We start from the raw sequence: 25,556 nt of genomic DNA, 5'->3' as shown, positions 1-25,556 counted from the left end.
GGTTAGGCCGCGCGGGACTCAGCCCGCCAGCAACCACACTCCGGCACCCGCGGAAACACCACCAGCAATCCGCACCAGCGGTGCGGCGGCACGCGGCAGGGCGCGGACCAGGCCGTAGCCAGCGGCATGCAGGACGGCGGTAGCCGCGACGAACCCGGCGGCATAACCCCAGGGGCTGGCCAGGTCCGGCAGCTCCAGGCCGTGGGCGACGCCATGGGCCAGGGCGAACAGCGCGGTCAGGCCCATGGCCAGCCACAGCAGCGGACGCACCGCCACGGCCACCAGCAGGCCGAGGGCGAGTACCGAGCCGGCGATGCCGGTTTCCAGTAGCGGCATTTCCACACCGGCGAAGCCCAGCAAGCCGCCCAGCAGCATGGTGCTGACGAAGGTCAGCGGCAGTGCCCATCGTGCCGAGCCTTGCTGTTGTGCCGCCCAGAGGCCGACGGCGAGCATGGCCAGCAGGTGGTCGAGGCCGGTGACCGGGTGGGCGACGCCCGCCATCAGGCCGGAATGGTCGTGGCCGGCGTGGGCAAAGGCCAGGGCCGGGGTGAGAAACAGGGCAATGGCGAAGAGCGACTTGCGCAAGTTCATGGTGAAGCTCCTTTCACATGAGAACGGGAGTGGGGAAAACCTCCCTCTCCCCCGGCCCTTCTCCCAGAGGGAGAGGGGAGTTAATGAGTCAGCAGGCCCTGCTTCTCGATGAAGGCGATGATCTCGTCGAGGCCCTGGCCGACCTTCTGGTTGCTGAACACGAACGGCCGCTCGCCGCGCATCTTGCGGGCGTCGCGGTCCATCACTTCCAGCGAGGCGCCGACCATGGGCGCGAGGTCCACCTTGTTGATCACCAGCAGGTCCGACTTGCAGATGCCGGGGCCGCCCTTGCGCGGCAGCTTGTCGCCGGCGGAAACGTCGATCACGTAGATCGTCAGGTCGGAGAGTTCCGGGCTGAAGGTAGCGGACAGGTTGTCGCCGCCGGACTCCACCAGGATCAGGTCCAGGCCGGGGAAGCGGCGATTGAGCTGTTCCACGGCTTCGAGGTTGATCGAGGCGTCTTCGCGGATCGCCGTGTGCGGGCAGCCACCGGTCTCGACGCCGATGATGCGTTCCGGCGCCAGCGCCTCGTTACGTACCAGGAATTGGGCGTCTTCCTGGGTGTAGATATCGTTGGTCACCACCGCCAGGTTGTAGCGCTCGCGCAGGGCGCGGCAGAGGGCCAGGGTGAGGGCGGTCTTGCCGGAACCTACCGGGCCGCCGATACCGACGCGCAGGGGTTGGCTGTTCATGTGCTGTGCATCTCCTAGGAACGGAACAGACGGCTGTATTGGCGCTCATGCGCCATGCTCGCCAGGGCCAGGCCAAACGCGGCGCTGCCCCAGCGGGTCGGGGGGATTTCACTGGCTTCGCGCTGCGCCTGCTCCAGGCTGGGCAGCAGGGCGGAGGTCAGGCGCTGGGCGGCCTGCTGGCCTAGCGGCAGGGTCTTCATCAGCACCGCCAGCTGGTTTTCCAGCCAGCCCCAGAGCCACGCGGCCAGGGCGTCCTGCGGGGTGATGGCCCAGGCCCGTGCAGCCAGGGCCCAGGCCACCGCGAGGCCGGGCTCATCCAACTCACTGAGCAGTTGACGTGCGGCCTCGTCCTGTTCGGGAAGGTCGTTCAACAGCTGCTGGAGGGAATAACCCATCTGCCGGCTTTCCAGCTGCAGCTCACGGGTTTCGCGGCTGGCGCGGTGACGTTCGGCCAGGGCCTTCAGTTCGCGCCAGTCGTCCCGTGCTGCTGCCTCGCAATGGGCCAGCAGCAAGGGTGCCTCGAAGCGCGCGAGGTTGAGCAGCAGCTGATCCCTGATCCAGCGGGCGGCGCTGTCGGGGTCATGCACCAGGCCCGAGTCCACCGCCAGCTCCAGTGCCTGGGAATAGCTGTAGCCACCGATGGGCAGCTGGGGGCTGGCAAGTCTCAGGAGCTGCCAGGCCTTGTTCACGTGCGCACACCGAACTGATGCAAGCGTGGCGCGTAGCTGAAGTCGGCTTCGAGCTGATGGGAATGGTGATGGCCCCCGCCATAGGCGCCGTGTTCGGGCTGGAAGCCGGCTTCGATGTTTTCCACTGTGGCGCCCAGTTGCTCGAGCATCGCCTTCAGCACGTAGTCATCCAGCAGGCGCAGCCAGCCCTCGCCGATCTGCAGGGCGACGTGGCGATTTCCCAGGTGGTAGGCGGCGCGGGTCAGTTCGAAGGCGCTGGCGCAGGTGACGTGGAGCAGGGCTTCCGGGCGCGCGCTGACTCGTACGACGCGGCCATCCTTGCTGCGCAGGCAATCGCCGTCGCGCAGGGGCGGCTGGCCGCGTTCGAGGAACAGGCCGACGTCTTCGCCTTTTGCCGTGAAGCAGCGCAAGCGGCTCTTGCTGCGCGCTTCATAGGTCAGCAGCAGCTCTTCGTCCCAGCTCGACCGGGCTTCGATTCGTTCGTGGATGACCAGCATCGGATGGATCCGGCAGTGTGCAATGCCGGGATGCCGAGCAAGCCCCTTGCCAAAATGGCCAGACGCCCGTTCACCGGGCCTTGCGCGGTACTGTGCCTGTCTGTGGGGCGTGCGGCTGGTCCGCGATGGTGCGCAGCGCACCGATGCAGTGCGCGGATGCTGGCGATGCGGTCAGTTTTTCGGCTGGCCCGGTCCCAGCCAGTGCTTGCCGCCGATCATGATGAAGCGCAGCTGCTGGGTGATCTTGGCGGCGGGCAGGAGGTGCGGCGGCAGGTTGTCCGCCGGCGGGTCGATCAGCTCGGGGAGCGTGGCGAATACCGTTTTCACCACCAGGTCGGCCACCAGGTCGACGCCTTCCTCGTCCAGTTGCGGCATGCGGTTGATGAGCTTGAGGTCGGCGGCCAGGTCGTCGGTGATGCGCTGGCGCAGGGCGCCGATGGCCTGACGCACGGGCTGCGAGCCGCCGTACTGCTCGCGGGCGAGGAACAGGAACTGGCCACGGTTGGCGAGCACCGCGTCGAGGAAGATGCGCACGGAGGCTTCGATGATGCCGCCCAGCTCGAACTCGTTCTGGCGCACCTTGCGGATGGTGGCGCGGAAGGTTTCGCCCACCTCTTCGACCAGGGCCAGGCCCAGTTCATCCATGTCGTTGAAGTGGCGGTAGAAGCCAGTGGGCACGATGCCGGCGTTGCGCGCCACTTCCCGCAGGCTCAGGCTGCCGAAGCCACGGCCGCTGTCCATCAGGAGGCGCGCGGCATCCATCAGGGCGTGGCGGGTCTGCTGCTTCTGTTCCGAGCGTTGGGTCATGGGGCGCGGCCGTTGGCGAATGTGCGGCGCACTCTAGCAAAAGGGCTTCGCGGGCGTCGAACCTGCTTCAGTGAACAACTGTTGACTGTATTTCGTGTCTTCGGGCAGCCTAGTGCACGAGTGTTCACTAGAGTCTTGTCATGCCCCTCGTACCTCTCTCCCTGGCGCGCCAATTCGGCTCCGCGCTGGGCCCCTTGCGCGCGCTGGCCGGCGGCGGCTGGCTGCAGGAAGCCGACCTGGACTGCCTGCTGCGCCGCGTACATCCCGTTCTGCGCCTCAACCGCGTATTCGCCCGTGTCGAATCCCGCCGCTGGGTGGCCGACGACATGCTCGCCATTGGCCTGCGTACCAACGGCAACGCCCGTGGCTGGCGGCCCGGCCAGCATGTACGCCTCTACCTGGAGCTGGATGGCGTGCGCCAGGGCCGCAGCTACAGCCTGGTGAGCGTGCGGGAGAACGGGCGCCTCGAACTGGCGGTGAAGCGCCAGCCGCAAGGGCGGCTGTCCAACTGGCTGCTGGACCGGCTGGAGGTCGGCTCCGTGCTGGAGCTGGACCCGGCCCAGGGCGACCTGGATTGGCCGCAGGATGCTGCCTCGGTGTTGTTGCTGGCTGCCGGCAGCGGCATCACGCCCTTGCTCGGCCTGCTGCGCCAGGCCCTGGCTCGTGGCTTCACCGCGCCGGTGACCCTGCTGCATTACGTGCGCCACCGCGCCCAGCGCGCCTTCAGCGAAGAGTTGCAGGGGCTGATGGCGCGCTACCCCAACTTCCAGGTGCGTTGGGCCATCAGCGGCGAGGCGGCGGCCGATGAGCTGGCCGGGCGCTTCCAGGTGGATCACCTGGCCGGGCTGCCGGCTCACAGCCTGCTGGCCTGCGGACCCCACGGATTCGTCGCGAGTGTGCGCGACTGGTGGCAGGCGAAGCCGCGCGACGGGCGTCTGCAATGGGAGGCGTTCACTGCCCCGGCGTCGACCGCCGAAGCGGGGGAGGCGGTGCGCCTGCGTTTTGCCCGCTCCCATCGGGAGCTGCCCGGCAACAGCGCCGCCAATCTGCTGGAGCAGGCCGAAGCCCATGGCCTGCGTCCATCTCACGGCTGCCGCCAGGGCATCTGCACCGGCTGCACCTGCCAGTTGCTGGCCGGCAGCGTGCGTGACCTGCGCACCGGCGCCATGACCCACGGACCGGGGCTGCCGATCCGCCTCTGCGTCAGCGCGCCGGTAGGCGATGTGGAACTGGAACTCTAGGACTTGCGATGCGATTCGACCGCGAACTCACCCTTGCCGAACTCGATGCCTTCGGCGCCGAGCTGGATGCCCTGCGCCAGCGCACTCTGGATGATCTGGGCGAACGTGATGCCCGCTATATCCGCCGTATCCGCACAGCCGTGCGCGTCTGCTGCTGGAGCGGCCGCGCGCTTCTGCTGCTCGGCTGGTTCCCGCCCACCTGGCTGCTGGGCGTGGCCCTGCTCGGTCTGGGCAAGATCCTCGAGAACATGGAGCTGGGCCACAACGTCATGCATGGCCAGTACGACTGGATGAACGACCCCGAGCTGCGTGGCACCCGCTATGAGTGGGATATCGCCGGCCCTTCCGACTTTTGGCGGCATACCCACAACCACATCCATCACAGCTACACCAATGTGCTGGGCAAGGACGACGATGTGGGCTACGGCGTGGTGCGGCTCTTCCCCGAACAACGCTGGAAGCCTTTCTATCGCTGGCAACCGCTGTGGGTGACGCTGCAGGCGGCGCTGTTCCAGTACTCGGTGGCGGTGCAGCACCTGCGCCTGGACCAGTACTTCAAGGGCCGCATGAGCCGCGATGAGCTGCGCCCGCGACTGCGCCAGTTCAACGCCAAGGTGCTGCGCCAGTCGGTGAAGGATTACCTGCTGTTTCCCGTGCTGGCATTGCTGGTGGGCGGGAGCGCGACAGCGGTGCTGGTGGGCAACCTGCTGGCCAATCTGATCCGCAACTTGTGGACCTTCACTGTGATCTTCTGCGGCCACTTCACCGAGCGCGCGGCAGTCTTTCCACCCAGCGTTCTGGAAGGAGAAAGCCGAGGTCATTGGTACCTGCGCCAATTGCGCGGCTCCAGCAATCTGGAAGGCGGACCGCTGTTTCACATACTCACCGGCAACCTCAGCCACCAGATCGAACACCACCTGTTCCCCGACCTGCCGGCGCGGCGCTATGCCGAGATGGCCAAGGTGGTGAGGGAGATCGCCGGACGGTATGGGCAGGTCTACAACAGCGGGCGGCTGTCGGTGCAGTTCGGCAGCGTGATGAAGCGCATCTGGAAGTACCGGTTGGCGTGATTTCGCGAGTAAACATCCACGTTCGTAGAACGTGGACTTGCGGTAGCCCCCTGGAAGGGGGCGAATCCACTACCGAGCACAACGCCGACCTCTTTCGCCCGGTCTGGACCGTAGGGTGCGCTGTGCGCACCGACTTCAGGACCCGCTTCGGCACCAGGCCAAACCGCCGGTGCGCACGGCGCACCCTACCCGATCGCTTTCATCCTGCTAGCCCAAGCAGTCGAATCGTCACAGGCAGAGCCGATGACTCATGACCACGTCCTCAGGACGTGGTTTCCCAAGTTCAAACGAACGCGCTCTTGTGGGGCTGCGTTGCGCCCCTTGGCGAATGAACTGGCTCTTGTAGGTTGGGCCGGGCGGCGTTCCGCAGAGCGCAGCGAAGCCCAACGGTGCGGGGTCGAGCGATGCTTCGTTGGGCCTCGCTCTGCTCGACCAGCGTGGCCCGGACCAACCTACGGGGCCGCGCTGCGACCCCTGGCGAATGAATTCGCCCCTACAGGGTATAAGCGCCCATAAACACAAAGCCCGGCATTTGCCGGGCTTTGAGGTTTTGCAGTGTGCGATCAGGCGATACGGTTGGCGCCAGTACGGTCAGAGCCACTTTCAGCGACGCGGTTGGCGCCAGTACGGTCAGAGCCACTTTCAGCGACGCGGTTGGTGCCAGTGCGGTCAGAGCCACTTTCGGCGATGCGGTTGGCGCCAGTGCGGTCGGCACCGCTTTCGGCGACACGATTGGCGCCGGTACGGTCGGCACCGCTTTCGGCGACGCGGTTGGCGCCGGTGCGGTCGGCACCGCTTTCGGCGACGCGGTTGGCGCCAGTGCGGTCAGAGCCACTTTCGGCGATGCGGTTGGCACCGGTACGGTCGGCACCACCTTCAGCCACGCGGTCCAGGACCATGAAGCTACCTTCAGCGGCAACCGGGTCGATGACCTGGATGTAGGTGCCTTCCTTCGACTCGCCCAGAACCGGCTGGGAATCCGACGGCAGGGCAAACACGCTGGTGCTCAGGGCGGCGATGAACAGGGCGGCGAAGGCTTGGGTTTTCATGATCGTGGGCTCCTCGATGGGGGGCTGGAAACTGGGTACGGAGCCAATCTTACGGATGGGGCGTCGATTAAAAAGTGATCACTCCCGATAGAGAACATCAACGCCATTGATGTTGTGAAGAGGCTTTTATAATCAAGCTCTTGCGGTATTTTTAAGGCCGCTTGGCGGGGCTCCGGCAATGAAAGCCAGGTCATTGAATGGAGCATCTCGGCACGTTCGTGGGTCGATAAGGCATGGACTTCACACAGCCCCCAGGGGTTGTCGTGGATAAAGGGGAGAAGTGCATGACACGAGGTCTTCGCATCCTGGCCAGGACGGTCCTGGCGCTGGTGCTGCTGCTGGCGGCCTTGCTGGTGCTGGTCGCCACCTTCGACTGGAACCGCATCAAACCCGCGCTCAACGAGCGGGCGTCCGCCGAGCTGGGGCGCGAGTTCGCCATCGAAGGGGACCTCCGCGTCATCTGGCAACGTGAGGAAGGCGAGGGTGGCTGGCGCGCACTGGTGCCCTGGCCGCACTTCGCTGCTGAAAAGCTGCGCCTGGGAAATCCGGAATGGGCCAAGGGTGGCGATTTCGTCAGCCTCGACCGGGTGGAATTCCGTATCGCGCCGCTGCCCCTGCTCTGGCAGCAACTGAGCATTCCGCGTATCGAACTGGGTGGCCCGCGGGCCAGCGTCCGTCGCCTGGCCGACGGTCGCAATAACTGGACCTTCGAGCTGCCGGCCAAGCCGGAAGGCGAAGCGCAACAACCCTCCGGCTGGACCCTGGACATCGGCACCATCGGTTTCGACAAGGGTCAGGTGCAGGTGGATGACGCCCAGACCGGCACCCGCCTGGACCTGGTCATCGACCCCCTCGGCAAGCCGATCCCGTTCAGCGAACTGCTGCCAGCCAAGGGCGCCAGGCCGAAAAAGGTCACCGCCCAGGATTACGCCTTCGGCTGGCAGGCCAAGGGCAGCTACAAGGGGCAACCGCTGGATGGCAAAGGCAAGGTAGGTGGTCTGCTGGCGCTGCAGAATGCCGACCTGCCGTTCCCGCTGCAGGCCGAGATCAGGGCCGGCGACACCCGCATCGTCCTGCTGGGCACCCTGACCGATCCGCGCGAGCTGGGTGCCCTGGACCTGCGCCTGCAGCTCTCCGGCAAGAGTCTGGCCCAGCTCTATTCCCTCACCGGCGTCACCCTGCCGGAGACGCCGGCCTATTCCACCGATGGCCGGCTGGTGGCCAGCCTGAATGAGCCCGCCGGGGCGAAGTTCCACTACCAGGGCTTCAACGGCCGCATCGGCGGCAGCGATATCCATGGCGACCTCACCTATGTCGCCAGCCAGCCCCGACCGAAACTTTCCGGCACCCTGACTTCCGAGCAACTGCGTTTCGCTGACCTGGCGCCGCTGATCGGTGCCGACTCCAGCGCCGGTCAGAAGGCCAGAGGCGTCGCCACGCGCCAACCGGCGGACAAGGTGCTGCCGGTCGAAGCATTCCGCACCGAGCGCTGGCGGACGATGGACGCCGATGTCCGCTTTACCGGCAAGCGCATCCAGCACAGCGAGAAACTGCCGGTCACCGACCTGTCTACTCATGTGCTGCTCGACGATGGCCAGCTCAGCCTGGACCCCCTGCGCTTCGGCGTGGCCGGTGGCAACCTGGACGCCGTCGTCCGCCTGGATGGGCGCCGCGCGCCGCTCACTGGCAGGGCCCAGCTCAAGGCCCGTCACTTCAAGCTCAAGGAGCTGTTTCCCAACGTCCAGGCCATGCGCAACAGCCTGGGCGAGCTGAACGGCACGGCGGACCTGTCCGGCACCGGCAATTCGGTGGCGGCCCTGCTGGGTACCGCCAACGGCAACCTGCAGATGCTGGTCAATGACGGCACCATCAGCCGCAACCTGATGGAGATCGCCGGGCTCAACGTTGGTAACTACGTGGTGGGCAGGCTGTTCGGCGACGAGGAGGTGAAGATCAACTGCGCGGCGGCGGATCTGGGCCTGAAAGACGGGCTGATGACGCCGCGGCTGTTCGTCTTCGATACCGAGAATGCGCTGGTGCAGATCGACGGCAACGCCAACTTCCGCAATGAGCGGCTGGATCTGCGCGTTACGCCGGAGTCCAAGGGGGTGCGGTTGTTTTCCCTGCGTTCGCCGCTCTACGTGCGCGGAACCTTCAAGAATCCCCTGGCTGGGGTACAGACGGTGCCGCTGATGGTTCGCGGGGCGGGCATGCTGGCGCTGGGTGTGGCGGTGGCACCGGCGGCGGCCCTGTTGGCACTGGTGGCGCCGGCGGCTGGTGGCGAGGAGGGCAATACCTGTGCGCCGCTGCTGCAGCAGATGCGCAAGCGTTAGCAGGCCGTTGAAAAACTACCTGCGTTGCCAATGCATCGTTAGCGTTTTTTCAATCAGATGCCAGGCGCGACTCAGAGCTGGTCGCGTTCCGTCTGCTCGCGCTGGCCGCAGGTCATGAAGCCCTTGTGGCGGACCCGGCCGGTGCTGTCGAAGCTGATGTGGTAAGGCTGCTGGTGGCCTTTCTCGTTGAGGATGTAGTTGTTGCAGGAACCCGGGTGCACGCTGCGCTGGACGACAGAAGAGGGGCGGCCGCCGATGATCAGCACTTGCTGTCGGCTCATGCCGGGTTCGACATCCTCCACCAGGGGCTGGTTACGGAAGGTGATGTAGTCCGTCGGGTTTTCTAACTTGCTGGCGCAGCCCGCCATCGATGCCAGGGCACAAGCCATGACAAGCGCTTGCTTGTACATCATGGGTCCTCGTGGGTTAACGCAGTTGAAACACTGCGCTTGGAACATCGGAGAGTGGGGAGAGTTCGCCCGAGAACGCCCCGAAACGGAGCAGGCGATGGACGGCATTGCGCCAGCAGCTGGCCAAATGCCGGGGGAAAGACGGGAAAGCCGCGGCTGGCGCGGCTTTCAGTTTGGCTTGATGGCTACCTGATGTCGGATGCCAATACCATCTGCATAAGCGGTATCAATAGCTCGAACTGGCCTTCTTGGCCTTTTCCAGCTCCACCTGTTCCCGCTGCTCGCAGCTCATGAAGCCCTGTTCCTCCACCCGACCACTGCCGTCGAAGCTGACATGGTAGGCCTGCTGGTGGCCATCCTGGTTGAGGATGTAGTTGTTGCAGAGCCCCGCGTTGACCTTGCGGCGAATCGAAGATGAAGGCGGTCCGCCGATGTTGCGCACCTGCGTTTCGGTCATGCCTTCCTCCACCTGCTTGACCAGCGGCTGGTTGCGGTAGGTGTAGAAGTCGGTGGGGTTTTCCATCTTGCTGGCGCATCCGGCCACGGCGGCCAGGGCGCAGCCCAGGATCAGCGCGTGCTTGCTCATGTAGGCATATCCCTGTGTGTCACTCGTCGGGATTGAGCCTAGACCGCTGGTCGGCGCCGACCAGCGGAGGACAGCAGGTTTGCCGATGAACGGTCAGCCGTAGCGTTTCTTCGCTTCGATGGCCAGGCCGCTGCCGATGCTGCCGAACAGGTTGCCTTCCACCTGGCGGGCATTGGGCAGCATGGCCGCGACGCTCTGGCGCAACGCCGGGATGCCACTGGAGCCGCCGGTGAAGAACAGGGTGTCGACCTGGTCGGCGCGCACGCCGGCCTGGGTCAGCAGGGCATCGACGCTGGCGCGGATGCGTACCAGCAGGTCGTCGATGGCGTTCTCGAACAGTGCGCGGGTCAGTTCCACGTCCAGCCCCGGCTCGACGCGCGCCAGGTCGATGCGGCGGCTCTGCGCCTCGGTCAGCTCGATCTTGCTGTCTTCCACCTGCATGGCCAGCCAGTGGCCGGCACGCTGCTCGATCAGGCTGAACAGGCGGTCGATGCCGGTGGCGTCGACGATGTCGTAGCGCATGTTCTTCAGCGCCAGTTGCGACTTCTGCGCGTACACGGCGTTGATGGTGTGCCAGGTGGCCAGGTTCAGGTGGAAGCTGGTGGGCATCAGCGCGTCGCTCTTCATCCGGCTGCCGTAGCCGAACAGCGGCATCACGCCTTGCAGGCTGAGCTGCTTGTCGAAGTCGGTACCGCCGATGTGCACGCCACCGGTGGCGAGGATGTCGTCCTGGCGCTCGGCCACTTCACGGCGCTCGGGCGACAGGCGCACGAGGGAAAAGTCCGAAGTACCGCCGCCGATGTCGACGATCAGCACCAGTTCCTCGCGCTGGATGCCGCGCTCGTAGTCGAAGGCCGCGGCGATGGGTTCGAACTGGAAGGACACGTCCTTGAAACCGAGCTTCTGCGCCACGGCGACCAGGGTGTTCTGGGCTTCCTGGTCGGCTTCCGGGTCGTCGTCCACGAAGAACACCGGGCGGCCCAGCACCACCTGCTCGAACTCCCGGCCGGCGGCGGCTTCGGCGCGCTGCTTGAGCTGGCCAATGAACAGGCCCAGCAGGTCCTTGAAGGGCATGGCACTGCCGAGCACCGTGGTTTCGCTCTTGAGCAGGGGCGAGCCCAGCAGGCTCTTCAGCGAGCGCATCAGGCGGCCTTCGTAGCCTTCCAGGTACTCGTGCAGTGCCTGGCGACCATAGGCCGGGCGACGTTCTTCGGTGTTGAAGAACACCACCGAAGGCAGGGTGAACTTGTCGTCCTCCAGGGCGATCAGCGGCTCCACGTCCGGGCGCCACCAGCCGACGGTGGAGTTGGAGGTTCCGAAGTCGATGCCCAGGGCCTGGGCGGAGAGGACGTTGTTCATGTCGCGGGTGTTCCGGAAAAAAACGGCCGCGCAGTTTACGCGAGCGGAATCAGGTTGTCCGGCACAGTTCGTCGTGCTGGCTAGACTGCTTGGCAGTGGATAAACAGGGAGACCCTTCCATGAAGAAACTATGCCTGCCCGTAATGCTCATCGCCCTGCTGGCCGCCGGCCAGGGCTTCGCCGCTACCCAGCAGGAAAAGATGAAGACCTGCAACGCCGACGCCACGGCCAAGGCGCTCAAGGGCGACGAACGCAAAGCCTTCATGAGCAAGTGCTTGAGCATGACTCAGCAAGAGCGCATGACCGCCTGCAACAAGAACGCTTCGGAAAAGGCCTTGAAAGGCGACGAGCGCAAGACCTTCATGAGCCAGTGCCTGAAGAAGGATTAGCGCATGGTTCGCGTGTAGGTTGGCTAGACGTACGCCAGCAATCGCCCGGCCGCCATTACTCCGCACCAGATCAGGATCGACAACGCTACCTGCAGCCGTCCCGCAAGGGGCGGTCGTCGGTCCCAGTCGGCCAGCCGCCTTGCCCAGCAGGCGCGGAACAGCAGCGCATTGGCAATCCCGGCGCCTACGAGTGCCAGCTTGAGCTGCAGCAGCCAGTTGCCCGTGAGAGGGACGGCGTCGGCAGCGAACAGGCAGAAACCGGTGGCCAACTGGAGCAGCAGACCGGCGATGCCGATGGGCGTCAGGCGCCGCGAGGCCTCCAGCAGCGGCACTTCGCGGGCGAACCCGAGCAGGCGCAGGTCGAGCAGCAGCATGGAGCCCAGCAGCATCACCAACCCGAGCAGGTGCAGCAGGTTGGCCGCCGGGTAGAACAACGAGGATTCGCGCATCAGCTCACCGAAGTGCGAAGCCTCCAGGCGTTCCGCCCAGCGCAGGATGAACTCCATCGCCGCCTCAGCGCAGCTCCACCGTGCGCCCATCGACGATCAGGCGTTCGGCGCGGATTTCCGCCGTGCCGTCCTTGCGTGGATAGCCAATCACCGTCACCGTCTTGCCCGGTGCCAGGTCTTTTTCCGGCAGCCCGCGCGATTCCATGCGGCTGATCGGTGCCAGCACCACGTGCCATTCGCGGCCTTCGTAGTCGATGGTGATGTGAGCGTGGGGATTGCGGTAGGAGAGCGTCTTGACCGGTGCTTCGATGGTCAGGGGCTTGTCCGCATCGTAGGAACTCCAGCCGTGGTGGGCGAAGGCAGCGGTAGCACCGAGCACCAGGGCGAAGAAGGCGATAAGCAGGGCGAGCTTTCTCACGGGATGGCCTCCAGTCTGCGACCCGGAAAGCGTAGGCCCTCGTTCAGCCTGTCGCCGCCCGGGCAGTATTCCGAAACACAATGGCGGCGCTGGGTAGGAGCGAGCTTGCTCGCGAACCGCTTCGCGAGCAGAGCTCGCTCCTACAGGGCGCTCCAGCCCAGGGTCAGCGCCGCCAGCACCAGGTATCGTCCCGCCTTGGCGAGGGTCACCAGCGCCAGGAACGTCCAGAAGGATTCCCGCATCACCCCGGCCACCAGAGTCAGCGGGTCGCCGATCACCGGCACCCAGGCCAGCAGCAGTGACCAGCGCCCGTAGCGGTGATAGAAGGCCTGCGCCCGCTCCATCTGCGCCGGCTTCACCGGGAACCAGCGGCGTTCGCGAAAGTGCTCGACATAGCGTCCCAACAGCCAGTTCAGCAGCGAGCCCAGCACATTGCCGAAGGTGGCCACGGCCACCAGCGCCCATGCCGGATAGGCCTTGGCCAGCAGCAGCCCGACCAGCACGGCTTCCGACTGCAGGGGCAGCAGTGTGGCGGCGCCAAAGGCGGACAGGAACAGGCCCAGGTAGGCGGTGAGTGCCAGCACGCGGGGTGTCTCGGGGAAAAGGGGCGCCAGTGTGGCGAGCCCGGCACGAGCGGACAAGCCGGTAAGCGAATTGAAAGGCTGATCCGTTAGAATGGGCGCAGTCTGACAATGGAAATACGGGGGCGCCGACTCCAGAGTTACGGAGCCGGCTTCATCCTGACCCCCCTCTGATCTTTGGTGCCTTTATGCGTAGAGCTTCTCATCACGAGTTGCGCACGGCCTTTCGTGCGCTGCTGGACTCGGATTCCTGTTTTCACACCGCCTCGGTGTTCGACCCCATGTCCGCCCGTATCGCCGCCGACCTCGGTTTCGAAGTCGGCATCCTCGGCGGTTCGGTCGCTTCCCTTCAAGTGCTGGCCGCGCCCGACTTCGCCCTGATCACCCTGAGCGAATTCGTCGAACAGGCCACCCGCATTGGCCGCGTTTCGCGCCTGCCGGTGATTGCCGATGCCGACCACGGTTACGGCAACGCCCTCAACGTGATGCGCACCGTGGTCGAGCTGGAGCGTGCCGGCATCGCCGCGCTGACCATCGAGGACACCCTGTTGCCGGCCCAGTTCGGCCGCAAGTCCACCGACCTCATCCCTGTGGAAGAAGGCGTTGGCAAGATCCGCGCGGCTCTGGAAGCGCGTGTCGATCCGGACCTCGCCATCATCGCCCGCACCAACGCCGGCGTGCTCAGCACCGAAGAAGTGATCAAGCGCACCAAGGCCTACCAGGCCGCTGGCGCCGACGGCATTTGCATGGTCGGCGTGGCCGACTTCGAGCACCTGGAAAAGATCGCCGAACACCTGAGCATTCCGCTGATGCTGGTCACCTACGGCAACCCCAAGCTGCGCGACAACGAACGCCTCGCCCGCCTTGGCGTGCGCATCGTGGTCAATGGTCATGCGGCTTACTTCGCTGCCATCAAGGCCACCTACGACTGCCTGCGCGAACAGCGCCAGGTCGCCACTGGCACCGAGCTCAATGCCACCGAACTGACCCACAAGTACACCTTGCCCGAGGACTACATCATCTGGGCCGAGGAATTCATGAACGTGAAGGAGTAGCGCGACCTCCACTTGTCGCCTGACGACCGCCCCCCTTGCAAAAGGCCGGAAGAAAGCCCAAATCTTCCATTGAGCCTTGAGCAAGTGGGAGGTCAGCATGGCCAGTGGTTGGGCCGGCGATGGCGCCGTCCAGGAACAGATCGACAGCACCATCGAAGATGCCATCCAGCGCGCGCGCAGCCAGTTGCCGAAGGGCGAAAGCCTGACGCACTGCGAAGAGTGCGACGCCCCCATCCCCGAAGCCCGCCGCAAGGCGATCCCCGGCGTGCACCTGTGCGTCGCCTGCCAGACCGAGCACGACAAGGAAAGCGCGGCCTATGCCGGTTACAACCGGCGGGGGAGCAAGGATAGTCAGTTGCGTTGAGGCAGGGCTTGCAGGGTTACAAACGGCCTTTGGCCTTGTCGTAGACCGCACCACCTTCGCGCTTGCCGACTCCGATCACCACCACCGTGATGCGTTGGTCTTCCACCCGGTACACCAGTCGGTAACCGGCGGTGCGGAGTTTGATCTTGAAGCAGTCGGGCATCCCGTGAAGTGCATCGCCCTGGATCCGCGGCCGTTGCAACCGCTCTTTCAGCTTCTTCTTGAATTGGTCCCGGACGGTATCGCCGAGCTTGCGCCATTCCTTTAGCGCCGAGGGCAAGAACTCCAGTTCATAGGTCATCGAGGCTGACTTTCACTCCCTTCTCGTGAGCACGACTGCGGACAATTTCCGCGAGTGCCTGATCGTCCAGATACTCCATCAGTGCTTCGAAGGTTTCAGCCGGAACCATGTAGGCCATGACCTTGTTGTGGTTGAGAACAGCCACAGGCGCACCCTTGGCGCCCGACACCACGGCCGAGGGATTTTTCTTCAGCTCGGAAACGCTGACGGCAACGTTGGCAAGTACGCTTTGCATGAATTTGGCTCCTGTATTTGGAGCCAAATTCTGGTCTTTTTATGGCTCGGACTCAAGTCGTCGATTGGCCTGTGAATTGCGCAGCGTCATGACTCAGAACAAGAAATACCGCTGCGCCATCGGCAGCACGTCCGCCGGCTCGCACCAGAGCAGCTGGCCGTCGGCTTTCACCTGGTAGTTCTGCGGGTCGACCTCGATGGTTGGCGTGTAGCCGTTGTGGATAAGGTCCTTTTTCTGCACGTCGCGGCAACCCTTCACCACGCCGATTTTCTTCTTCAACCCCAATTGCTCCGGCACGCCCGCCTCGAATGCCGCCCGGCTGATGAAGGTGATGCTGGTGGCATGACGGCTGCCGGCGAAGCTGGCGAACATCGGGCGGTAGTGCACCGGCTGCGGGGTGGGGATGGAGGCATTGGCGTCGCCCATCAGGCTGGCGGCGATGGCCCCGCCCTTGAGGATCAGCGTCGGCTTCACGCCGAAGAAGGTCGGGCGCCAGAGCACCAGGTCGGCCCATTTGCCCACTTCCACCGAGCCCACTTCATGGCTGATGCCGTGGGTGATGGCCGGGTTGATGGTGTATTTGGCGATGTAGCGCTTGGCGCGGAAGTTGTCGTTGCCGGGGGCGTCCTCGGGCAGGGCGCCGCGCTGTTTCTTCATCTTGTCGGCACTCTGCCAGGTACGGGTGATGACTTCGCCGACGCGGCCCATGGCCTGGCTGTCGGAGCTGATCATGCTGAAGGCGCCGAGGTCATGGAGGATGTCTTCGGCGGCGATGGTCTCACGGCGGATGCGGCTTTCCGCGAAGGCCACGTCCTCGGCGATGCTCGGGTCCAGGTGGTGGCAGACCATGAGCATGTCCAGATGCTCGTCGATGGTGTTGCGGGTGAAGGGCCGGGTCGGGTTGGTCGAGCTGGGCAGCACGTTGGGGAAGCCGCAGGCCTTGATGATGTCCGGGGCGTGGCCGCCGCCTGCGCCTTCCGTGTGATAGGTGTGGATGGTGCGGCCCTTGAATGCGCCCAGGGTGGTTTCGACGAAGCCCGATTCGTTCAGCGTGTCGGTGTGGATCGCCACTTGCACGTCGTACAGGTCGGCGACCGACAGGCAATTGTCGATGGCCGCCGGGGTGGTGCCCCAGTCTTCGTGCAGCTTCAGGCCAATGGCGCCGGCTTTCACCTGCTCGATCAGCGGTTCCGGCAGGCTGGCGTTGCCCTTTCCGGTGAAGCCGATGTTCATCGGGAAGGCGTCGGCGGCCTGGAGCATGCGCGCCATGTGCCAGGGCCCCGAAGTGCAGGTGGTGGCGTTGGTGCCGGTGGCCGGGCCGGTGCCGCCGCCGATCATGGTGGTGACGCCGCTCATGAGCGCTTCTTCGATCTGCTGCGGGCAGATGAAGTGGATGTGCGTGTCGATGCCGCCGGCGGTGAGGATCATGCCCTCGCCGGCGATCACCTCGGTGCTGGCACCCACGGCGATGGTGACGTCGGGCTGGATGTCCGGGTTGCCGGCCTTGCCGATGGCTTTGATGCGGCCGTCCTTGAGGCCGACATCGGCTTTGACGATGCCCCAATGATCGATGATCAGGGCGTTGGTGATCAGCGTGTCGACCACGTCGGCCGCCAGCAGCTGGCCCTGGCCCATGCCATCGCGGATCACCTTGCCGCCGCCGAACTTCACTTCTTCGCCGTAGGTGGTGAAGTCCTTCTCGACTTCGATCCACAGGTCGGTGTCGGCCAGGCGCACCTTGTCGCCGACAGTGGGGCCGAACATGTCGGCGTAGGCTTGTCTGCTGATCTTCATTCGTTCGTCCCGTAGGGTGCGCTGCGCGCACCGAATCGCTGTGCCAATTCCCCGGTGCGCACGGCGCACCCTACTCGTTACAAGTCGCCCATCACCCGGCCGGCGAAGCCATACACGCGGCGCAGGCCGGCCAGTTCCACCAGCTCCACCTCGCGGCTCTGGCCCGGTTCGAAGCGCACGGCGGTGCCTGCCGGGATGTTCAGGCGCATGCCGCGGGCGCTGGCGCGGTCGAAGGCCAGCGCGTCGTTGGTTTCGAAGAAGTGGTAGTGCGAGCCGACCTGGATCGGGCGGTCGCCGGTGTTGGCCACCGAAAGGCTCAGGGTGCGGCGGCCGGCGTTGAGTTCGATCTCGCCGTCCTGGATCTGGTATTCGCCGGGGATCATCGCGTCACTCCAGGATCAGTTGCATGAAGGTGAGGTCGAGCCAGCGGTCGAACTTGCGGCCCACCTGGGGCATCTGCCCGGTGATGACGAAGCCGAGGCGCTCGTGCAGGCGGATGGAGGCGGTGTTCTCGCTCTCGATGGCAGCGACCATCACGTGCAGTCCCGCTTGGCGGGCGCGTTCGACCAGCGCCTGCATCAGTGCGGGACCGAGGCCCTGGCCGCGCTGGTCGCCGCGTACGTACACCGAATGCTCGACGGTGTGGCGGAAGCCTTCGATGGTGCGCCAGGTGCCATAGCTGGCGTAGCCGAGCACATCGCCTGCCGCGTTCACCGCTACCAGCACCGGGAAGCCGGCGGCTGCGCGATCGGCCAGCCAGGCTCGGCGGTTGGCCAGGTCCACCAGGGTTTCGTTCCAGATCGCCGTGGTGTTCTCCACGGCGTCGTTGTAGATGGCGAGGATGCCGGGTAGCTCGGCTTCGGCAGCATCACGAATGACGTAGGACATGGCAGGACTCAGGCAATGGGCTGGTGGACGGTGACCAGCTTGGTCCCGTCCGGGAAAGTGGCTTCGATCTGGATCTCCGGAATCATCTCCGGCACCCCCTCCATCACCTGATCGCGGGACAGCAGGGTGGTGCCGAAGTGCATCAGCTCGGCCACGGTCTGGCCGTCGCGGGCGCCTTCCAGAAGGGCGGCTGAAATCAACGCCATGGCTTCGGGGTAGTTGAGCTTGAGGCCACGAGCCAGTCGCCGTTCGGCCACTAGCCCGGCGGTGAAGATCAGCAGCTTGTCTTTCTCTCTTGGGGTGAGGTCCATCAGGTACTCCAGATTCTCGGAGGCTTGGCTTCGCGGCCAAGCAAGGCAGGGCGCAACAGGCGCCAGAGGTCGATCAGCCAGGCGCGGGCGTGCAGCGCCTCGGCGGTGAGACAGCGGGCCACCAGCAGGCCGGGCAGTTGGGTCAGGTCGCCGCGCCCGGCACAGGGGCGTTCGCGGCAGCGTTCGAGCAGGTGGGCGTCGATTTCACCGGTGACGATCAGGGTCGCGAATACCGGCTGGCCGGCGAGGCCGATGGGGGAATCGAGGAGGCCGTCGTCACCTTCGACGCGCTGGCGCTCGTGCCAGATCAAGGTGCCGTTGCGGTGGATATCCAGATGGGCCTGGAAGTGGCCTGCGGCAAAACGCTCGCCGGCAGCGGGTCGGCCGAGGGCGACCATGTCCCAGTAGAACAGCCGGGCGTCGTCGGCCAGTTCGATGCGGGTGGCCAGTTCGGCGCGCGCACCGGAGTAGACGATGGTTTCCTGCGGCAGCCACTCCAGTGTGGCGCCGGCTTCGACCTTGAGTTCGACCTCCTGGAACGCCGGGCTGGCGGCGCGATACCACTTGGCCGCGCCGGGGGTGGTGAGCTGCGCCCAGGCGCCGTCGCCAACGCGTGCGGTCAGGTCGAGACGATCGCCACCGGCAATGCCGCCGGGTGGGTGGACGATGATGTGCTGGCACACCTGCGGGCCCTCGGCGTGCAGGTGTTTCTGCACCCGCAGCGGACCTTTGTGGCGGCGCTGCACGGGCCGTGTCGTGGCGCCGTCGAGGGCATAGGCCAGCTCCAGCTCGGCGTGCCAGCTGGGGGTGAAGAAGGCAGGGTTGGCAGGTGCGTTCATGGTTGCTGTCGTCGTGCTTTCGTCAGATGGTCACCAGGCCGCGCACGCCTTCGGCTTCCATGTTTTCTCCGCGTCCCTGCTGGATGATTTCGCCCCGGCTCATCACCAGGTACTGATCGGCCAGTTCGGCGGCGAAGTCGTAGAACTGCTCCACCAGCAGGATGGCCATGTCGCCACGCTCGGCAAGCTTGCGGATCACTGCGCCGATCTCCTTGATCACCGAGGGCTGGATACCTTCGGTGGGCTCGTCGAGGATCAGCAGGCGCGGCTGGCTGGCCAGCGCGCGGCCGATGGCGAGCTGTTGCTGCTGGCCACCGGAGAGATCACCGCCACGACGATGCTTCATCTCCCGCAGCACGGGGAAGAGTTCGTAGATGGATTCCGGCACTGTCTTGGCCTCTTTTGCGCTGAAGCGTGACAGCCCCATCAGCAGGTTCTCTTCCACTGTCAGGCGCGGGAAGATCTCGCGGCCCTGGGGTACGTAGGCGATGCCGGCATGCACCCGCTGGTGCGGCTTGAAGCCGGTGATGGCGCGGCCTTCCCAGTTCACTGCGCCTTCTTTCGCCGGGATCAGCCCCATCAGGCATTTGAGCAGGGTGGTCTTGCCCACGCCATTGCGCCCGAGCAGGCAGGTCACCTCGCCGATCTTCACGTCGAACGACAGGCCGCGAAGGATATGGCTGCCGCCGTAGTACTGGTGGAGCTTGTCGACTGTCAGCATGTGTATGTCCTTGTTGCCATGCGGCGCGATTCGGTGCGCGCGGCGCACCCTACGAGTGACGCCGTGCCAGGTAGGGTGCGCGGTGCGCACCGTCTTTCAGCGGCCCAGGTAGACCTCGATCACCTGTTCGTTGGCCTGTACTTCGGCCAGGGAGCCTTCGGCCAGCACATGGCCCTGGTGCAGCACGGTGACGTGGTCGGCGATGCTGCCGACGAAGCCCATGTCGTGCTCCACCACCATCAGCGAATGCTGGCCGGCGAGGCCCTTGAACAGCTCGGCGGTGAATTCGGTTTCGGCGTCGGTCATGCCCGCTACCGGTTCGTCGAGCAGCAACAACTGCGGGTCCTGCATCAGCAGCATGCCGATCTCCAGGAACTGCTTCTGGCCGTGGGAGAGCAGGCCCGCCGGGCGATTGCGCGAAGCTTCCAGGCGGATCACGGCGAGCACTTCGTCGATGCGGTCCTTCTGCTCGCCGCTGAGCTTCGCCCGCAGGCTGGCCCACACCGATTTGTCGGTCTTCTGCGCCAGCTCCAGGTTCTCGAACACCGAGAGCGCCTCGAACACGGTGGGCTTCTGGAACTTGCGGCCGATGCCGGCCTGGGCGATTTCCACTTCGCTCATGCGGGTGAGGTCGAGGGTTTCGCCGAACCAGGCCTTGCCGGTGTCGGGGCGGGTCTTGCCGGTGATCACGTCCATCAGCGTGGTCTTGCCTGCGCCGTTGGGGCCGATGATGCAGCGCAGTTCGCCGACGCCGATGTAGAGGTTGAGGTCGCGCAGGGCCTTGAAGCCATCGAAGCTGACGCTGATGTCTTCCAGGGTGAGGATGGTGCCGTGGCGCACGTCCAGGCCCTGGCCGGCGACACGGCCGAGGCCCAGCGAGTCGCGGCCACTGCCGGCGTCGCGGTTGGGATCGAAGGCGGGCTCGAGCATGAGTTCAGGTACCGGGGCTGCACGCATTTACTTGTCCCCCCGTTTCACCAGGCCAATCACGCCCTTGGGCAGATAGAGGGTGACCAGGATGAACAGGGCGCCGAGGAAGAACAGCCAGTACTCCGGGAAGGCCACGGTGAACCAGCTCTTCATGCCGTTGACCAGGCCCGCGCCGAGCAGCGGGCCGACCAACGAACCGCGACCGCCGAGTGCCACCCACACGGCCGCTTCGATGGAGTTGGTGGGCGACATCTCGCTGGGGTTGATGATGCCCACCTGCGGCACGTAGAGCGCGCCGGCCAAGCCGCAAAGCACCGCCGACAGTACCCAGATGAACAGCTTGTAACCGCGCGGGTCGTAGCCGCAGAACATCAGGCGGTTCTCTGCATCACGCAGCGCCGTGAGCACGCGGCCGAACTTGCTCCGGGCCAGGCGCCAGCCCAGCAGCAGGCTGCCCACCAGCAGCGCCACCGTGGCCAGGAACAACACCGCGCGGGTGCCGGGCGCGGTGACGTCGAAACCGAGGATGCGCTTGAAGTCGGTGAAGCCGTTGTTGCCGCCGAAGCCGGTCTCGTTGCGGAAGAACAGCAGCATCCCGGCGAAGGTCAGCGCCTGGGTCATGATCGAGAAGTACACGCCCTTGATCCGCGAGCGGAAGGCGAAGAAGCCGAACACCAGCGCCAGCAGGCCGGGCGCCAGTACCACCAGGCACAGGGCCCAGAGGAAGTGCTGGGTGCCGGCCCAGTACCAGGGCAGCTCGGTCCAGGCGAGGAAGCTCATGAAGGCCGGCAGCCCGTCGCCCGCCGCTTCGCGCATCAGGTACATGCCCATGGCGTAACCGCCGAGGGCGAAGAACAGCCCGTGACCGAGGGACAGCAGCCCCGCGTAGCCCCAGACCAGGTCCAGGGCGAGGGCGACGATGGCGTAGCAGAGGATCTTGCCCACCAGCGTCAGGGTGTAGGCCGAGACCTGCAGCGGGTTGTCCGCCGGCAGCAGGTGCAACAGCGGCAGGGCCAGCAGGACCGCCAGTACGGCGAGGCCGATGGCCAGCGAAGTGCGCGGGCCGAGGGTGGCCGTGGCGCGGGCGAGCAGGGTCTGGTTGAGGGGTTGAGTCATCAGTCGATCACCCGTCCTTTCAGGGCGAAGAGACCCTGGGGCCGCTTCTGGATGAAGAGAATGATCAGCGCGAGGATGAGAATCTTGCCCAGCACGGCGCCGATCGAAGGTTCCAGGATCTTGTTCGCCACACCAAGCCCGAAGGCGGCCATGACACTGCCGGCGAGCTGGCCGACGCCCCCCAGCACCACCACCAGGAAGGAGTCGATGATGTAGCCCTGGCCGAGGTCGGGGCCGACGTTGCCGATCTGCGACAGGGCGACGCCGCCAAGGCCGGCGATACCCGAGCCCAGGCCGAAGGCGAGCATGTCCACGCGGCCGGTGGGCACGCCGCAGCAGGCGGCCATGTTGCGGTTCTGGGTGACGGCGCGAACGTTGAGGCCGAGGCGGGTCTTGTTCAGCAGCAGCCAGGTCAGGGCGACCACGAACAGGGCGAAGCCGATGATCACGATGCGGTTGTACGGCAGCACCAGGTTGGGCAGCACCTGCATCCCGCCGGACAGCCAGGCGGGGTTGGCCACCTCGACGTTCTGCGCGCCGAAGATCACCCGCACCAGCTGGATCAGGATCAGGCTGATGCCCCAGGTGGCGAGCAGGGTTTCCAGCGGACGGCCGTAGAGGTGGCGGATCACCGTGCGCTCCAGCGCCATGCCCATCAGGGCGGTGACGAAGAAGGCCACCGGCAGCGCCACCAGCGGGTAGAGGGCGAGCATCTCGGGGGCGAGACGCTGGAAGCCGAGCTGCACCATGTAGGTGGCGTAGGCGCCGAGCATCAGCATCTCCCCGTGGGCCATGTTGATCACCCCGAGCAGGCCGAAGGTGATGGCCAGGCCGAGGGCTGCCAGCAGCAGGATGGAACCGAGGGACAGGCCGCTGAAGGTCTGGCCGAGCAACTCGCCCACCAGCAACCGGCGCTTGACCTGGGCCAGGCTGGTTTCGGCAGCGGTGCGTACGCCGGCGTCGGTTTCCACGCTCGGGTCGAGTAGCGCTTCGAGGCGGGTGCGGGCCAACGGGTCGCCGGTTTCGCCGAGCAGGCGTACCGCGTTGAGGCGGATGGCCGGATCGGCGTCGACCAGTTGCAGGTTGGCCAGGGCGAGGCTGATGGCGTCGCGTACGCCGCTATCTTCCTCGGCCACCATGCGCTGGTTGAGCAACGGCAATTGTGCGGGCTTGGCGCTCTTCTGCAATTGCCGGGCGGCCTCCAGGCGCGTGGCGGGGTCGCTGGCGAGCAACAGGTGGCTGGCCTGGGCGGTGATCAGCAGGCCGCGCAGACGGTTGTTGAGGCGTAGTTTTTTTGGTGTGCCGGCGGGGGAGGCATCACCTTCGGCGGCGATGAAGGTGCCGTCCTGTTCGATGAAGGCGAGCTTGCTGTCGATGGCGAAGCGGCCTTGTTGCAGGGCGTCCAGCAGCGGCTGACGCGCGGCGTCGGGCTCGGTGGCCCAATGTTCCAGCAGCTTCGCCTGCTGCGCCGGGTTGGCGGCGGCGAAGTCGTTGGCATCGCCGGCCAGGGCTTCGAGGGGAAGTAGCAGGGCCAGGGCGAGGAGGATTTGGGATAGGGCTTTGGGCATTGGGTGGTCCTGGTTGATGGGCCTGGCTCTGTGCCAACGGACACAGCCCTCACCCCTAGCCCCTCTCCCGGAGGGAGAGGGGAACCGTCCGGTGTCTCGGGGAAAGCTCGGTGCCCGGCAGCGCGTCACCCCTCTCCCCCTGGGAGAGGGGCCGGGGGTGAGGGATGCCATGCCGAGCTCGGATTCCCCGGACAGCCTCATTCAGCTCAGTTCGTCTTCACCGCGTAATCCGGCTTCTTGTCGTTGCCCGGAATGAAGGGGCTCCACGGCTGGGCACGCAGCGGGCCTTCGGTCTGCCAGACCACCGAGAACTGACCGTCTTCCTGGATCTCGCCGATCATCACCGGCTTGTGCAGGTGGTGGTTGGTCTTGTCCATGGTCAGGGTGTAGCCGGACGGCGCGGCGAAGGACTGGCCGGCCAGGGCCTCGCGGACCTTGTTCACATCGGTGGTGCCGGCCTTCTCCACGGCCTGGGCCCACATGTGGATGCCCACGTAAGTGGCTTCCATGGGGTCGTTGGTCACGGCGGTCTGGTAGTTGGGCAGGTTCTTGGCCTTGGCGTAGGCCTTCCACTGCTCGACGAACTTGCCGTTGACCGGGTTATCCACGGACTCGAAGTAGTTCCAGGCGGCCAGGTGGCCCACCAGCGGCTTGGTGTCGATGCCGCGCAGTTCTTCTTCGCCCACCGAGAAGGCCACCACGGGCACGTCGGTCGCTTCCAGGCCCTGGTTGGCCAGTTCCTTGTAGAAGGGCACGTTGGAGTCGCCGTTGACGGTGGAGATCACCGCGGTCTTGCCGCCGGCGGAGAACTTCTTGATGTTGGCGACGATGGTTTGGTAATCGCTGTGGCCGAAGGGGGTGTAGACCTCTTCGATGTCCTTGTCGGCGATGCCTTTGCTGTGCAGGAAGCTGCGCAGGATCTTGTTGGTGGTGCGCGGGTAGACGTAGTCGGTGCCCAGCAGGAAGAAGCGCTTGGCGCTGCCGCCGTCCTCGCTCATCAGGTATTCCACCGCCGGGATGGCCTGCTGGTTCGGCGCTGCGCCGGTGTAGAAGACGTTGGGGGAGAGTTCTTCACCCTCGTACTGCACCGGGTAGAAGAGCAGGCCGTTCAGCTCCTCGAAAACCGGCAGCACGGACTTGCGCGATACCGAGGTCCAGCAACCGAAGACCACATCCACCTTGTCCTTGGTCAGCAACTGGCGGGCCTTCTCGGCGAACAGCGGCCAGTTGGACGCCGGGTCCACCACCACCGGTTCGAGCTGCTTGCCGTTCACGCCGCCCTTGGCGTTGATCTCGTCGATGGTCATCAGCGCCATGTCTTTCAGCGAGGTCTCGGAGATCGCCATGGTGCCGGAGAGGGAGTGCAGGATGCCGACCTTGATGGTCTCGGCTGCCTGGATGGTCCAGGACATGCCCATGGCGGCGATGGATGCGGAAAGGGTGAAGGCCTTGATCAGGCTGCGACGTTGCATGGGTCGGTCTCCATTCTCACAAGTTTTCGAATAACTGCGTTGTTCTGCGTTCTTGTCAGGGCAGTTTTCAAAGGGGCTTCCTCGTCACCCTTGGACTGGCTGCGGTCTTTGCCGAGCGCTGTGCAACATGTGCAGGGTGATCTTGCGTACTTCGGCCTTGCTGGTTTCGATATGGGTCCTCAGCAATTGCTGTGCCTCTTCGCATCGACGACGCGCAATGGCCTGGAGAATCGCCGCGTGTTCGGCGTAGGTAGCGTCGATGCGAGGCGCCTGGGTGAAGTCCAGGCGGCGGATGATGCGGATCTTTTCGCTGACTTCGCGGTGGATGCGGGCCATCTCGCGATTGCCTGCGGCCTCCACCAATTGGCAGTGGAAGTCCTCGTCCAGGCGCGACACCTCGAAGCCGTCTTCCAGCCGCGGTTGCACCATCCAGGTGCGCCCGAGCCGTTGCAGTGCTTCGAGTTGCTCCTCGGTAGGGCGGGTGCAGTGGCGACGTACCGCCTCCATCTCGAGGACGATGCGCAGCTCGTACAGCTCCTCGAAATGGTCGAAGTCGAAGGCTTTCACCTGCCAGCCGCTGCGAAAGCGCACCTCCAGGTAGCCCTCGCGCTCCAGGCGATGCAGGGCCTGGCGCACCGGCGTGCGACTGGCGTCCATGCGCTCGGCCACGTCCCCCTCGCTGAAGCGGTCACCGGGCAGTAGGCGAAATTCGCTGATGTCGTCCTTGAGCCGGGCGTAGATGCGCCCGGCCAGGCTGTCGGGGCGCTCCTGGCGCCTGCTGCGCGGGCTGGCGAGCTCCAT

At 65.5% G+C, this 25,556-nt stretch carries 31 protein-coding genes; 6 read left to right on the top strand and 25 right to left on the bottom strand.

Annotated features, from left to right (window positions below):
- Positions 1-18 precede the first annotated feature (18 nt).
- From E8E91_RS28035 to E8E91_RS28015, 5 genes are all read right to left on the bottom strand, one after another.
- Positions 19-591, bottom strand: a complete 573-nt coding sequence (locus E8E91_RS28035) for a HupE/UreJ family protein (RefSeq protein WP_280380455.1) — start codon at positions 589-591, stop codon at positions 19-21.
- A gap of 80 nt (positions 592-671) precedes the next feature.
- Positions 672-1,283, bottom strand: a complete 612-nt coding sequence (gene ureG, locus E8E91_RS28030) for an urease accessory protein UreG (RefSeq protein WP_280370515.1) — start codon at positions 1,281-1,283, stop codon at positions 672-674.
- Positions 1,284-1,297: 14 nt separating this feature from the next.
- A complete protein-coding gene (locus E8E91_RS28025) occupies positions 1,298-1,972 on the bottom strand; it encodes an urease accessory UreF family protein (protein ID WP_280380454.1) in 675 nt (224 codons plus the stop codon).
- Positions 1,969-2,469, bottom strand: a complete 501-nt coding sequence (gene ureE / locus E8E91_RS28020) for an urease accessory protein UreE (RefSeq protein ID WP_280380452.1) — start codon at positions 2,467-2,469, stop codon at positions 1,969-1,971. The genes E8E91_RS28025 and ureE overlap by 4 nt, the downstream gene beginning before the upstream one ends.
- Before the next feature lie 171 nt (positions 2,470-2,640).
- The gene (locus E8E91_RS28015) at positions 2,641-3,276 is read right to left on the bottom strand and encodes a TetR family transcriptional regulator (RefSeq protein WP_190831530.1); all 636 of its coding nucleotides are present in this window, start codon (positions 3,274-3,276) and stop codon (positions 2,641-2,643) included.
- Between the two features lie 140 nt (positions 3,277-3,416).
- Here E8E91_RS28015 and E8E91_RS28010 point away from each other — a divergent pair, with 140 nt between their 5' ends.
- Both E8E91_RS28010 and E8E91_RS28005 read left to right on the top strand, forming a co-directional pair.
- Positions 3,417-4,517: a ferredoxin reductase gene (locus tag E8E91_RS28010; RefSeq protein WP_280380450.1), complete on the top strand. Its 1,101-nt coding sequence runs from the start codon at positions 3,417-3,419 to the stop codon at positions 4,515-4,517.
- A gap of 8 nt (positions 4,518-4,525) precedes the next feature.
- Positions 4,526-5,587, top strand: coding sequence for a fatty acid desaturase (locus tag E8E91_RS28005; protein ID WP_280380448.1), 1,062 nt, complete (start codon positions 4,526-4,528; stop codon positions 5,585-5,587).
- A gap of 563 nt (positions 5,588-6,150) precedes the next feature.
- On the opposite strand, the gene E8E91_RS28000 is transcribed toward E8E91_RS28005, so the two are convergent.
- The gene (locus E8E91_RS28000; RefSeq protein WP_280380446.1) at positions 6,151-6,636 is read right to left on the bottom strand and encodes a phage infection protein; all 486 of its coding nucleotides are present in this window, start codon (positions 6,634-6,636) and stop codon (positions 6,151-6,153) included.
- A 284-nt stretch (positions 6,637-6,920) separates the two neighbouring features.
- Between E8E91_RS28000 and E8E91_RS27995 the strand changes: the two genes are divergently transcribed.
- Entirely contained in the window at positions 6,921-8,969 is a 2,049-nt protein-coding gene (locus E8E91_RS27995) for an AsmA family protein (RefSeq protein WP_280380444.1), read from the top strand.
- A gap of 71 nt (positions 8,970-9,040) precedes the next feature.
- Here E8E91_RS27995 and osmE (E8E91_RS27990) read toward each other — a convergent pair whose 3' ends face one another.
- The 3 genes from osmE (E8E91_RS27990) to E8E91_RS27980 all read right to left on the bottom strand — a co-directional run bounded on the left by osmE (E8E91_RS27990) (position 9,041) and on the right by E8E91_RS27980 (position 11,324).
- Complete coding sequence (gene osmE / locus E8E91_RS27990; protein WP_280380753.1) at positions 9,041-9,379, bottom strand: osmotically-inducible lipoprotein OsmE; 339 nt, start codon at positions 9,377-9,379, stop codon at positions 9,041-9,043.
- Between the two features lie 226 nt (positions 9,380-9,605).
- A complete protein-coding gene (gene osmE / locus E8E91_RS27985; protein ID WP_190831538.1) occupies positions 9,606-9,965 on the bottom strand; it encodes an osmotically-inducible lipoprotein OsmE in 360 nt (119 codons plus the stop codon).
- Between the two features lie 93 nt (positions 9,966-10,058).
- Entirely contained in the window at positions 10,059-11,324 is a 1,266-nt protein-coding gene (locus tag E8E91_RS27980; protein ID WP_280380441.1) for an Hsp70 family protein, read from the bottom strand.
- Positions 11,325-11,443: 119 nt separating this feature from the next.
- Between E8E91_RS27980 and E8E91_RS27975 the strand changes: the two genes are divergently transcribed.
- On the top strand, positions 11,444-11,713 hold the full coding sequence (locus E8E91_RS27975) for a PsiF family protein (RefSeq protein WP_190831542.1): 270 nt from the start codon (positions 11,444-11,446) through the stop codon (positions 11,711-11,713).
- Between the two features lie 23 nt (positions 11,714-11,736).
- Here the strand turns inward: E8E91_RS27975 and E8E91_RS27970 are convergent, their stop codons facing one another.
- The 3 genes from E8E91_RS27970 to E8E91_RS27960 form a co-directional block, all read right to left on the bottom strand.
- Positions 11,737-12,219: a DUF6644 family protein gene (locus E8E91_RS27970; RefSeq protein ID WP_280380439.1), complete on the bottom strand. Its 483-nt coding sequence runs from the start codon at positions 12,217-12,219 to the stop codon at positions 11,737-11,739.
- Positions 12,220-12,226: 7 nt separating this feature from the next.
- The gene (locus E8E91_RS27965) at positions 12,227-12,580 is read right to left on the bottom strand and encodes a DUF6152 family protein (protein ID WP_280380437.1); all 354 of its coding nucleotides are present in this window, start codon (positions 12,578-12,580) and stop codon (positions 12,227-12,229) included.
- Positions 12,581-12,720: 140 nt separating this feature from the next.
- Positions 12,721-13,164 carry a YqaA family protein gene (locus tag E8E91_RS27960; protein WP_280380435.1) on the bottom strand — a complete coding sequence of 148 codons (444 nt, stop codon included), beginning with the start codon at positions 13,162-13,164 and terminating at the stop codon, positions 12,721-12,723.
- A 185-nt stretch (positions 13,165-13,349) separates the two neighbouring features.
- Between E8E91_RS27960 and E8E91_RS27955 the strand changes: the two genes are divergently transcribed.
- Entirely contained in the window at positions 13,350-14,216 is an 867-nt protein-coding gene (locus tag E8E91_RS27955) for an oxaloacetate decarboxylase (protein WP_226282820.1), read from the top strand.
- A 97-nt stretch (positions 14,217-14,313) separates the two neighbouring features.
- The gene (locus tag E8E91_RS27950) at positions 14,314-14,580 is read left to right on the top strand and encodes a DksA/TraR family C4-type zinc finger protein (RefSeq protein WP_280380433.1); all 267 of its coding nucleotides are present in this window, start codon (positions 14,314-14,316) and stop codon (positions 14,578-14,580) included.
- Positions 14,581-14,596: 16 nt separating this feature from the next.
- Here the strand turns inward: E8E91_RS27950 and E8E91_RS27945 are convergent, their stop codons facing one another.
- The 13 genes from E8E91_RS27945 to E8E91_RS27885 all read right to left on the bottom strand — a co-directional run bounded on the left by E8E91_RS27945 (position 14,597) and on the right by E8E91_RS27885 (position 25,556).
- Positions 14,597-14,881, bottom strand: coding sequence for a type II toxin-antitoxin system RelE/ParE family toxin (locus tag E8E91_RS27945; protein ID WP_280380431.1), 285 nt, complete (start codon positions 14,879-14,881; stop codon positions 14,597-14,599).
- The gene (locus tag E8E91_RS27940) at positions 14,871-15,116 is read right to left on the bottom strand and encodes a type II toxin-antitoxin system Phd/YefM family antitoxin (RefSeq protein ID WP_179062377.1); all 246 of its coding nucleotides are present in this window, start codon (positions 15,114-15,116) and stop codon (positions 14,871-14,873) included. The genes E8E91_RS27945 and E8E91_RS27940 overlap by 11 nt, the downstream gene beginning before the upstream one ends.
- 93 nt (positions 15,117-15,209) lie before the next feature.
- Complete coding sequence (ureC, locus tag E8E91_RS27935) at positions 15,210-16,910, bottom strand: urease subunit alpha (RefSeq protein ID WP_280380429.1); 1,701 nt, start codon at positions 16,908-16,910, stop codon at positions 15,210-15,212.
- A 77-nt stretch (positions 16,911-16,987) separates the two neighbouring features.
- The gene (locus E8E91_RS27930; protein ID WP_280380427.1) at positions 16,988-17,293 is read right to left on the bottom strand and encodes an urease subunit beta; all 306 of its coding nucleotides are present in this window, start codon (positions 17,291-17,293) and stop codon (positions 16,988-16,990) included.
- A 4-nt stretch (positions 17,294-17,297) separates the two neighbouring features.
- Positions 17,298-17,798, bottom strand: coding sequence for an N-acetyltransferase family protein (locus E8E91_RS27925; RefSeq protein ID WP_280380425.1), 501 nt, complete (start codon positions 17,796-17,798; stop codon positions 17,298-17,300).
- A gap of 8 nt (positions 17,799-17,806) precedes the next feature.
- Entirely contained in the window at positions 17,807-18,109 is a 303-nt protein-coding gene (gene ureA / locus E8E91_RS27920) for an urease subunit gamma (protein ID WP_077523691.1), read from the bottom strand.
- Positions 18,109-18,948 (bottom strand): urease accessory protein UreD, encoded by an 840-nt coding sequence (locus E8E91_RS27915; RefSeq protein ID WP_280380423.1) that lies wholly within the window; start codon positions 18,946-18,948, stop codon positions 18,109-18,111. Before E8E91_RS27915 ends, ureA begins: the two co-directional genes overlap by 1 nt.
- A gap of 22 nt (positions 18,949-18,970) precedes the next feature.
- Positions 18,971-19,669, bottom strand: a complete 699-nt coding sequence (gene urtE, locus E8E91_RS27910) for an urea ABC transporter ATP-binding subunit UrtE (RefSeq protein WP_280380422.1) — start codon at positions 19,667-19,669, stop codon at positions 18,971-18,973.
- Positions 19,670-19,765: 96 nt separating this feature from the next.
- Positions 19,766-20,626, bottom strand: coding sequence for an urea ABC transporter ATP-binding protein UrtD (gene urtD, locus E8E91_RS27905; RefSeq protein WP_280380420.1), 861 nt, complete (start codon positions 20,624-20,626; stop codon positions 19,766-19,768).
- Positions 20,627-21,715, bottom strand: coding sequence for an urea ABC transporter permease subunit UrtC (gene urtC / locus E8E91_RS27900; RefSeq protein WP_280380418.1), 1,089 nt, complete (start codon positions 21,713-21,715; stop codon positions 20,627-20,629).
- Entirely contained in the window at positions 21,715-23,283 is a 1,569-nt protein-coding gene (urtB, locus tag E8E91_RS27895) for an urea ABC transporter permease subunit UrtB (protein ID WP_280380416.1), read from the bottom strand. Before urtB ends, urtC begins: the two co-directional genes overlap by 1 nt.
- A gap of 206 nt (positions 23,284-23,489) precedes the next feature.
- Complete coding sequence (gene urtA, locus E8E91_RS27890) at positions 23,490-24,755, bottom strand: urea ABC transporter substrate-binding protein (RefSeq protein WP_280380415.1); 1,266 nt, start codon at positions 24,753-24,755, stop codon at positions 23,490-23,492.
- Between the two features lie 84 nt (positions 24,756-24,839).
- The gene (locus tag E8E91_RS27885; protein ID WP_280380413.1) at positions 24,840-25,556 is read right to left on the bottom strand and encodes a GntR family transcriptional regulator; all 717 of its coding nucleotides are present in this window, start codon (positions 25,554-25,556) and stop codon (positions 24,840-24,842) included.

This window comes from Pseudomonas sp. BN515 (assembly GCF_029873155.1).
In the GTDB taxonomy this organism is placed as follows: domain Bacteria; phylum Pseudomonadota; class Gammaproteobacteria; order Pseudomonadales; family Pseudomonadaceae; genus Metapseudomonas.
This window is presented reverse-complemented; position numbering and strand designations above follow the sequence as displayed.

Bases quoted from the DNA above. Each gene is read 5' to 3' on its own strand.
- E8E91_RS28035 (WP_280380455.1), bottom strand. From the start codon at position 591: ATGAACTTGCGCAAGTCGCTCTTCGCCATTGCCCTGTTTCTCACCCCG.
- ureG (WP_280370515.1), bottom strand. From the start codon at position 1,283: ATGAACAGCCAACCCCTGCGCGTCGGTATCGGCGGCCCGGTAGGTTCC.
- ureE (WP_280380452.1), bottom strand. From the start codon at position 2,469: ATGCTGGTCATCCACGAACGAATCGAAGCCCGGTCGAGCTGGGACGAA.
- E8E91_RS28015 (WP_190831530.1), bottom strand. From the start codon at position 3,276: ATGACCCAACGCTCGGAACAGAAGCAGCAGACCCGCCACGCCCTGATG.
- E8E91_RS28010 (WP_280380450.1), top strand. From the start codon at position 3,417: ATGCCCCTCGTACCTCTCTCCCTGGCGCGCCAATTCGGCTCCGCGCTG.
- E8E91_RS28005 (WP_280380448.1), top strand. From the start codon at position 4,526: ATGCGATTCGACCGCGAACTCACCCTTGCCGAACTCGATGCCTTCGGC.
- E8E91_RS28000 (WP_280380446.1), bottom strand. From the start codon at position 6,636: ATGAAAACCCAAGCCTTCGCCGCCCTGTTCATCGCCGCCCTGAGCACC.
- E8E91_RS27995 (WP_280380444.1), top strand. From the start codon at position 6,921: ATGACACGAGGTCTTCGCATCCTGGCCAGGACGGTCCTGGCGCTGGTG.
- osmE (WP_280380753.1), bottom strand. From the start codon at position 9,379: ATGTACAAGCAAGCGCTTGTCATGGCTTGTGCCCTGGCATCGATGGCG.
- osmE (WP_190831538.1), bottom strand. From the start codon at position 9,965: ATGAGCAAGCACGCGCTGATCCTGGGCTGCGCCCTGGCCGCCGTGGCC.
- E8E91_RS27980 (WP_280380441.1), bottom strand. From the start codon at position 11,324: ATGAACAACGTCCTCTCCGCCCAGGCCCTGGGCATCGACTTCGGAACC.
- E8E91_RS27975 (WP_190831542.1), top strand. From the start codon at position 11,444: ATGAAGAAACTATGCCTGCCCGTAATGCTCATCGCCCTGCTGGCCGCC.
- E8E91_RS27970 (WP_280380439.1), bottom strand. From the start codon at position 12,219: ATGGAGTTCATCCTGCGCTGGGCGGAACGCCTGGAGGCTTCGCACTTC.
- E8E91_RS27955 (WP_226282820.1), top strand. From the start codon at position 13,350: ATGCGTAGAGCTTCTCATCACGAGTTGCGCACGGCCTTTCGTGCGCTG.
- E8E91_RS27950 (WP_280380433.1), top strand. From the start codon at position 14,314: ATGGCCAGTGGTTGGGCCGGCGATGGCGCCGTCCAGGAACAGATCGAC.
- E8E91_RS27945 (WP_280380431.1), bottom strand. From the start codon at position 14,881: ATGACCTATGAACTGGAGTTCTTGCCCTCGGCGCTAAAGGAATGGCGC.
- E8E91_RS27940 (WP_179062377.1), bottom strand. From the start codon at position 15,116: ATGCAAAGCGTACTTGCCAACGTTGCCGTCAGCGTTTCCGAGCTGAAG.
- ureC (WP_280380429.1), bottom strand. From the start codon at position 16,910: ATGAAGATCAGCAGACAAGCCTACGCCGACATGTTCGGCCCCACTGTC.
- E8E91_RS27930 (WP_280380427.1), bottom strand. From the start codon at position 17,293: ATGATCCCCGGCGAATACCAGATCCAGGACGGCGAGATCGAACTCAAC.
- E8E91_RS27925 (WP_280380425.1), bottom strand. From the start codon at position 17,798: ATGTCCTACGTCATTCGTGATGCTGCCGAAGCCGAGCTACCCGGCATC.
- ureA (WP_077523691.1), bottom strand. From the start codon at position 18,109: ATGGACCTCACCCCAAGAGAGAAAGACAAGCTGCTGATCTTCACCGCC.
- E8E91_RS27915 (WP_280380423.1), bottom strand. From the start codon at position 18,948: ATGAACGCACCTGCCAACCCTGCCTTCTTCACCCCCAGCTGGCACGCC.
- urtE (WP_280380422.1), bottom strand. From the start codon at position 19,669: ATGCTGACAGTCGACAAGCTCCACCAGTACTACGGCGGCAGCCATATC.
- urtD (WP_280380420.1), bottom strand. From the start codon at position 20,626: ATGCGTGCAGCCCCGGTACCTGAACTCATGCTCGAGCCCGCCTTCGAT.
- urtC (WP_280380418.1), bottom strand. From the start codon at position 21,715: ATGACTCAACCCCTCAACCAGACCCTGCTCGCCCGCGCCACGGCCACC.
- urtB (WP_280380416.1), bottom strand. From the start codon at position 23,283: ATGCCCAAAGCCCTATCCCAAATCCTCCTCGCCCTGGCCCTGCTACTT.
- urtA (WP_280380415.1), bottom strand. From the start codon at position 24,755: ATGCAACGTCGCAGCCTGATCAAGGCCTTCACCCTTTCCGCATCCATC.
- E8E91_RS27885 (WP_280380413.1), bottom strand. From the start codon at position 25,556: ATGGAGCTCGCCAGCCCGCGCAGCAGGCGCCAGGAGCGCCCCGACAGC.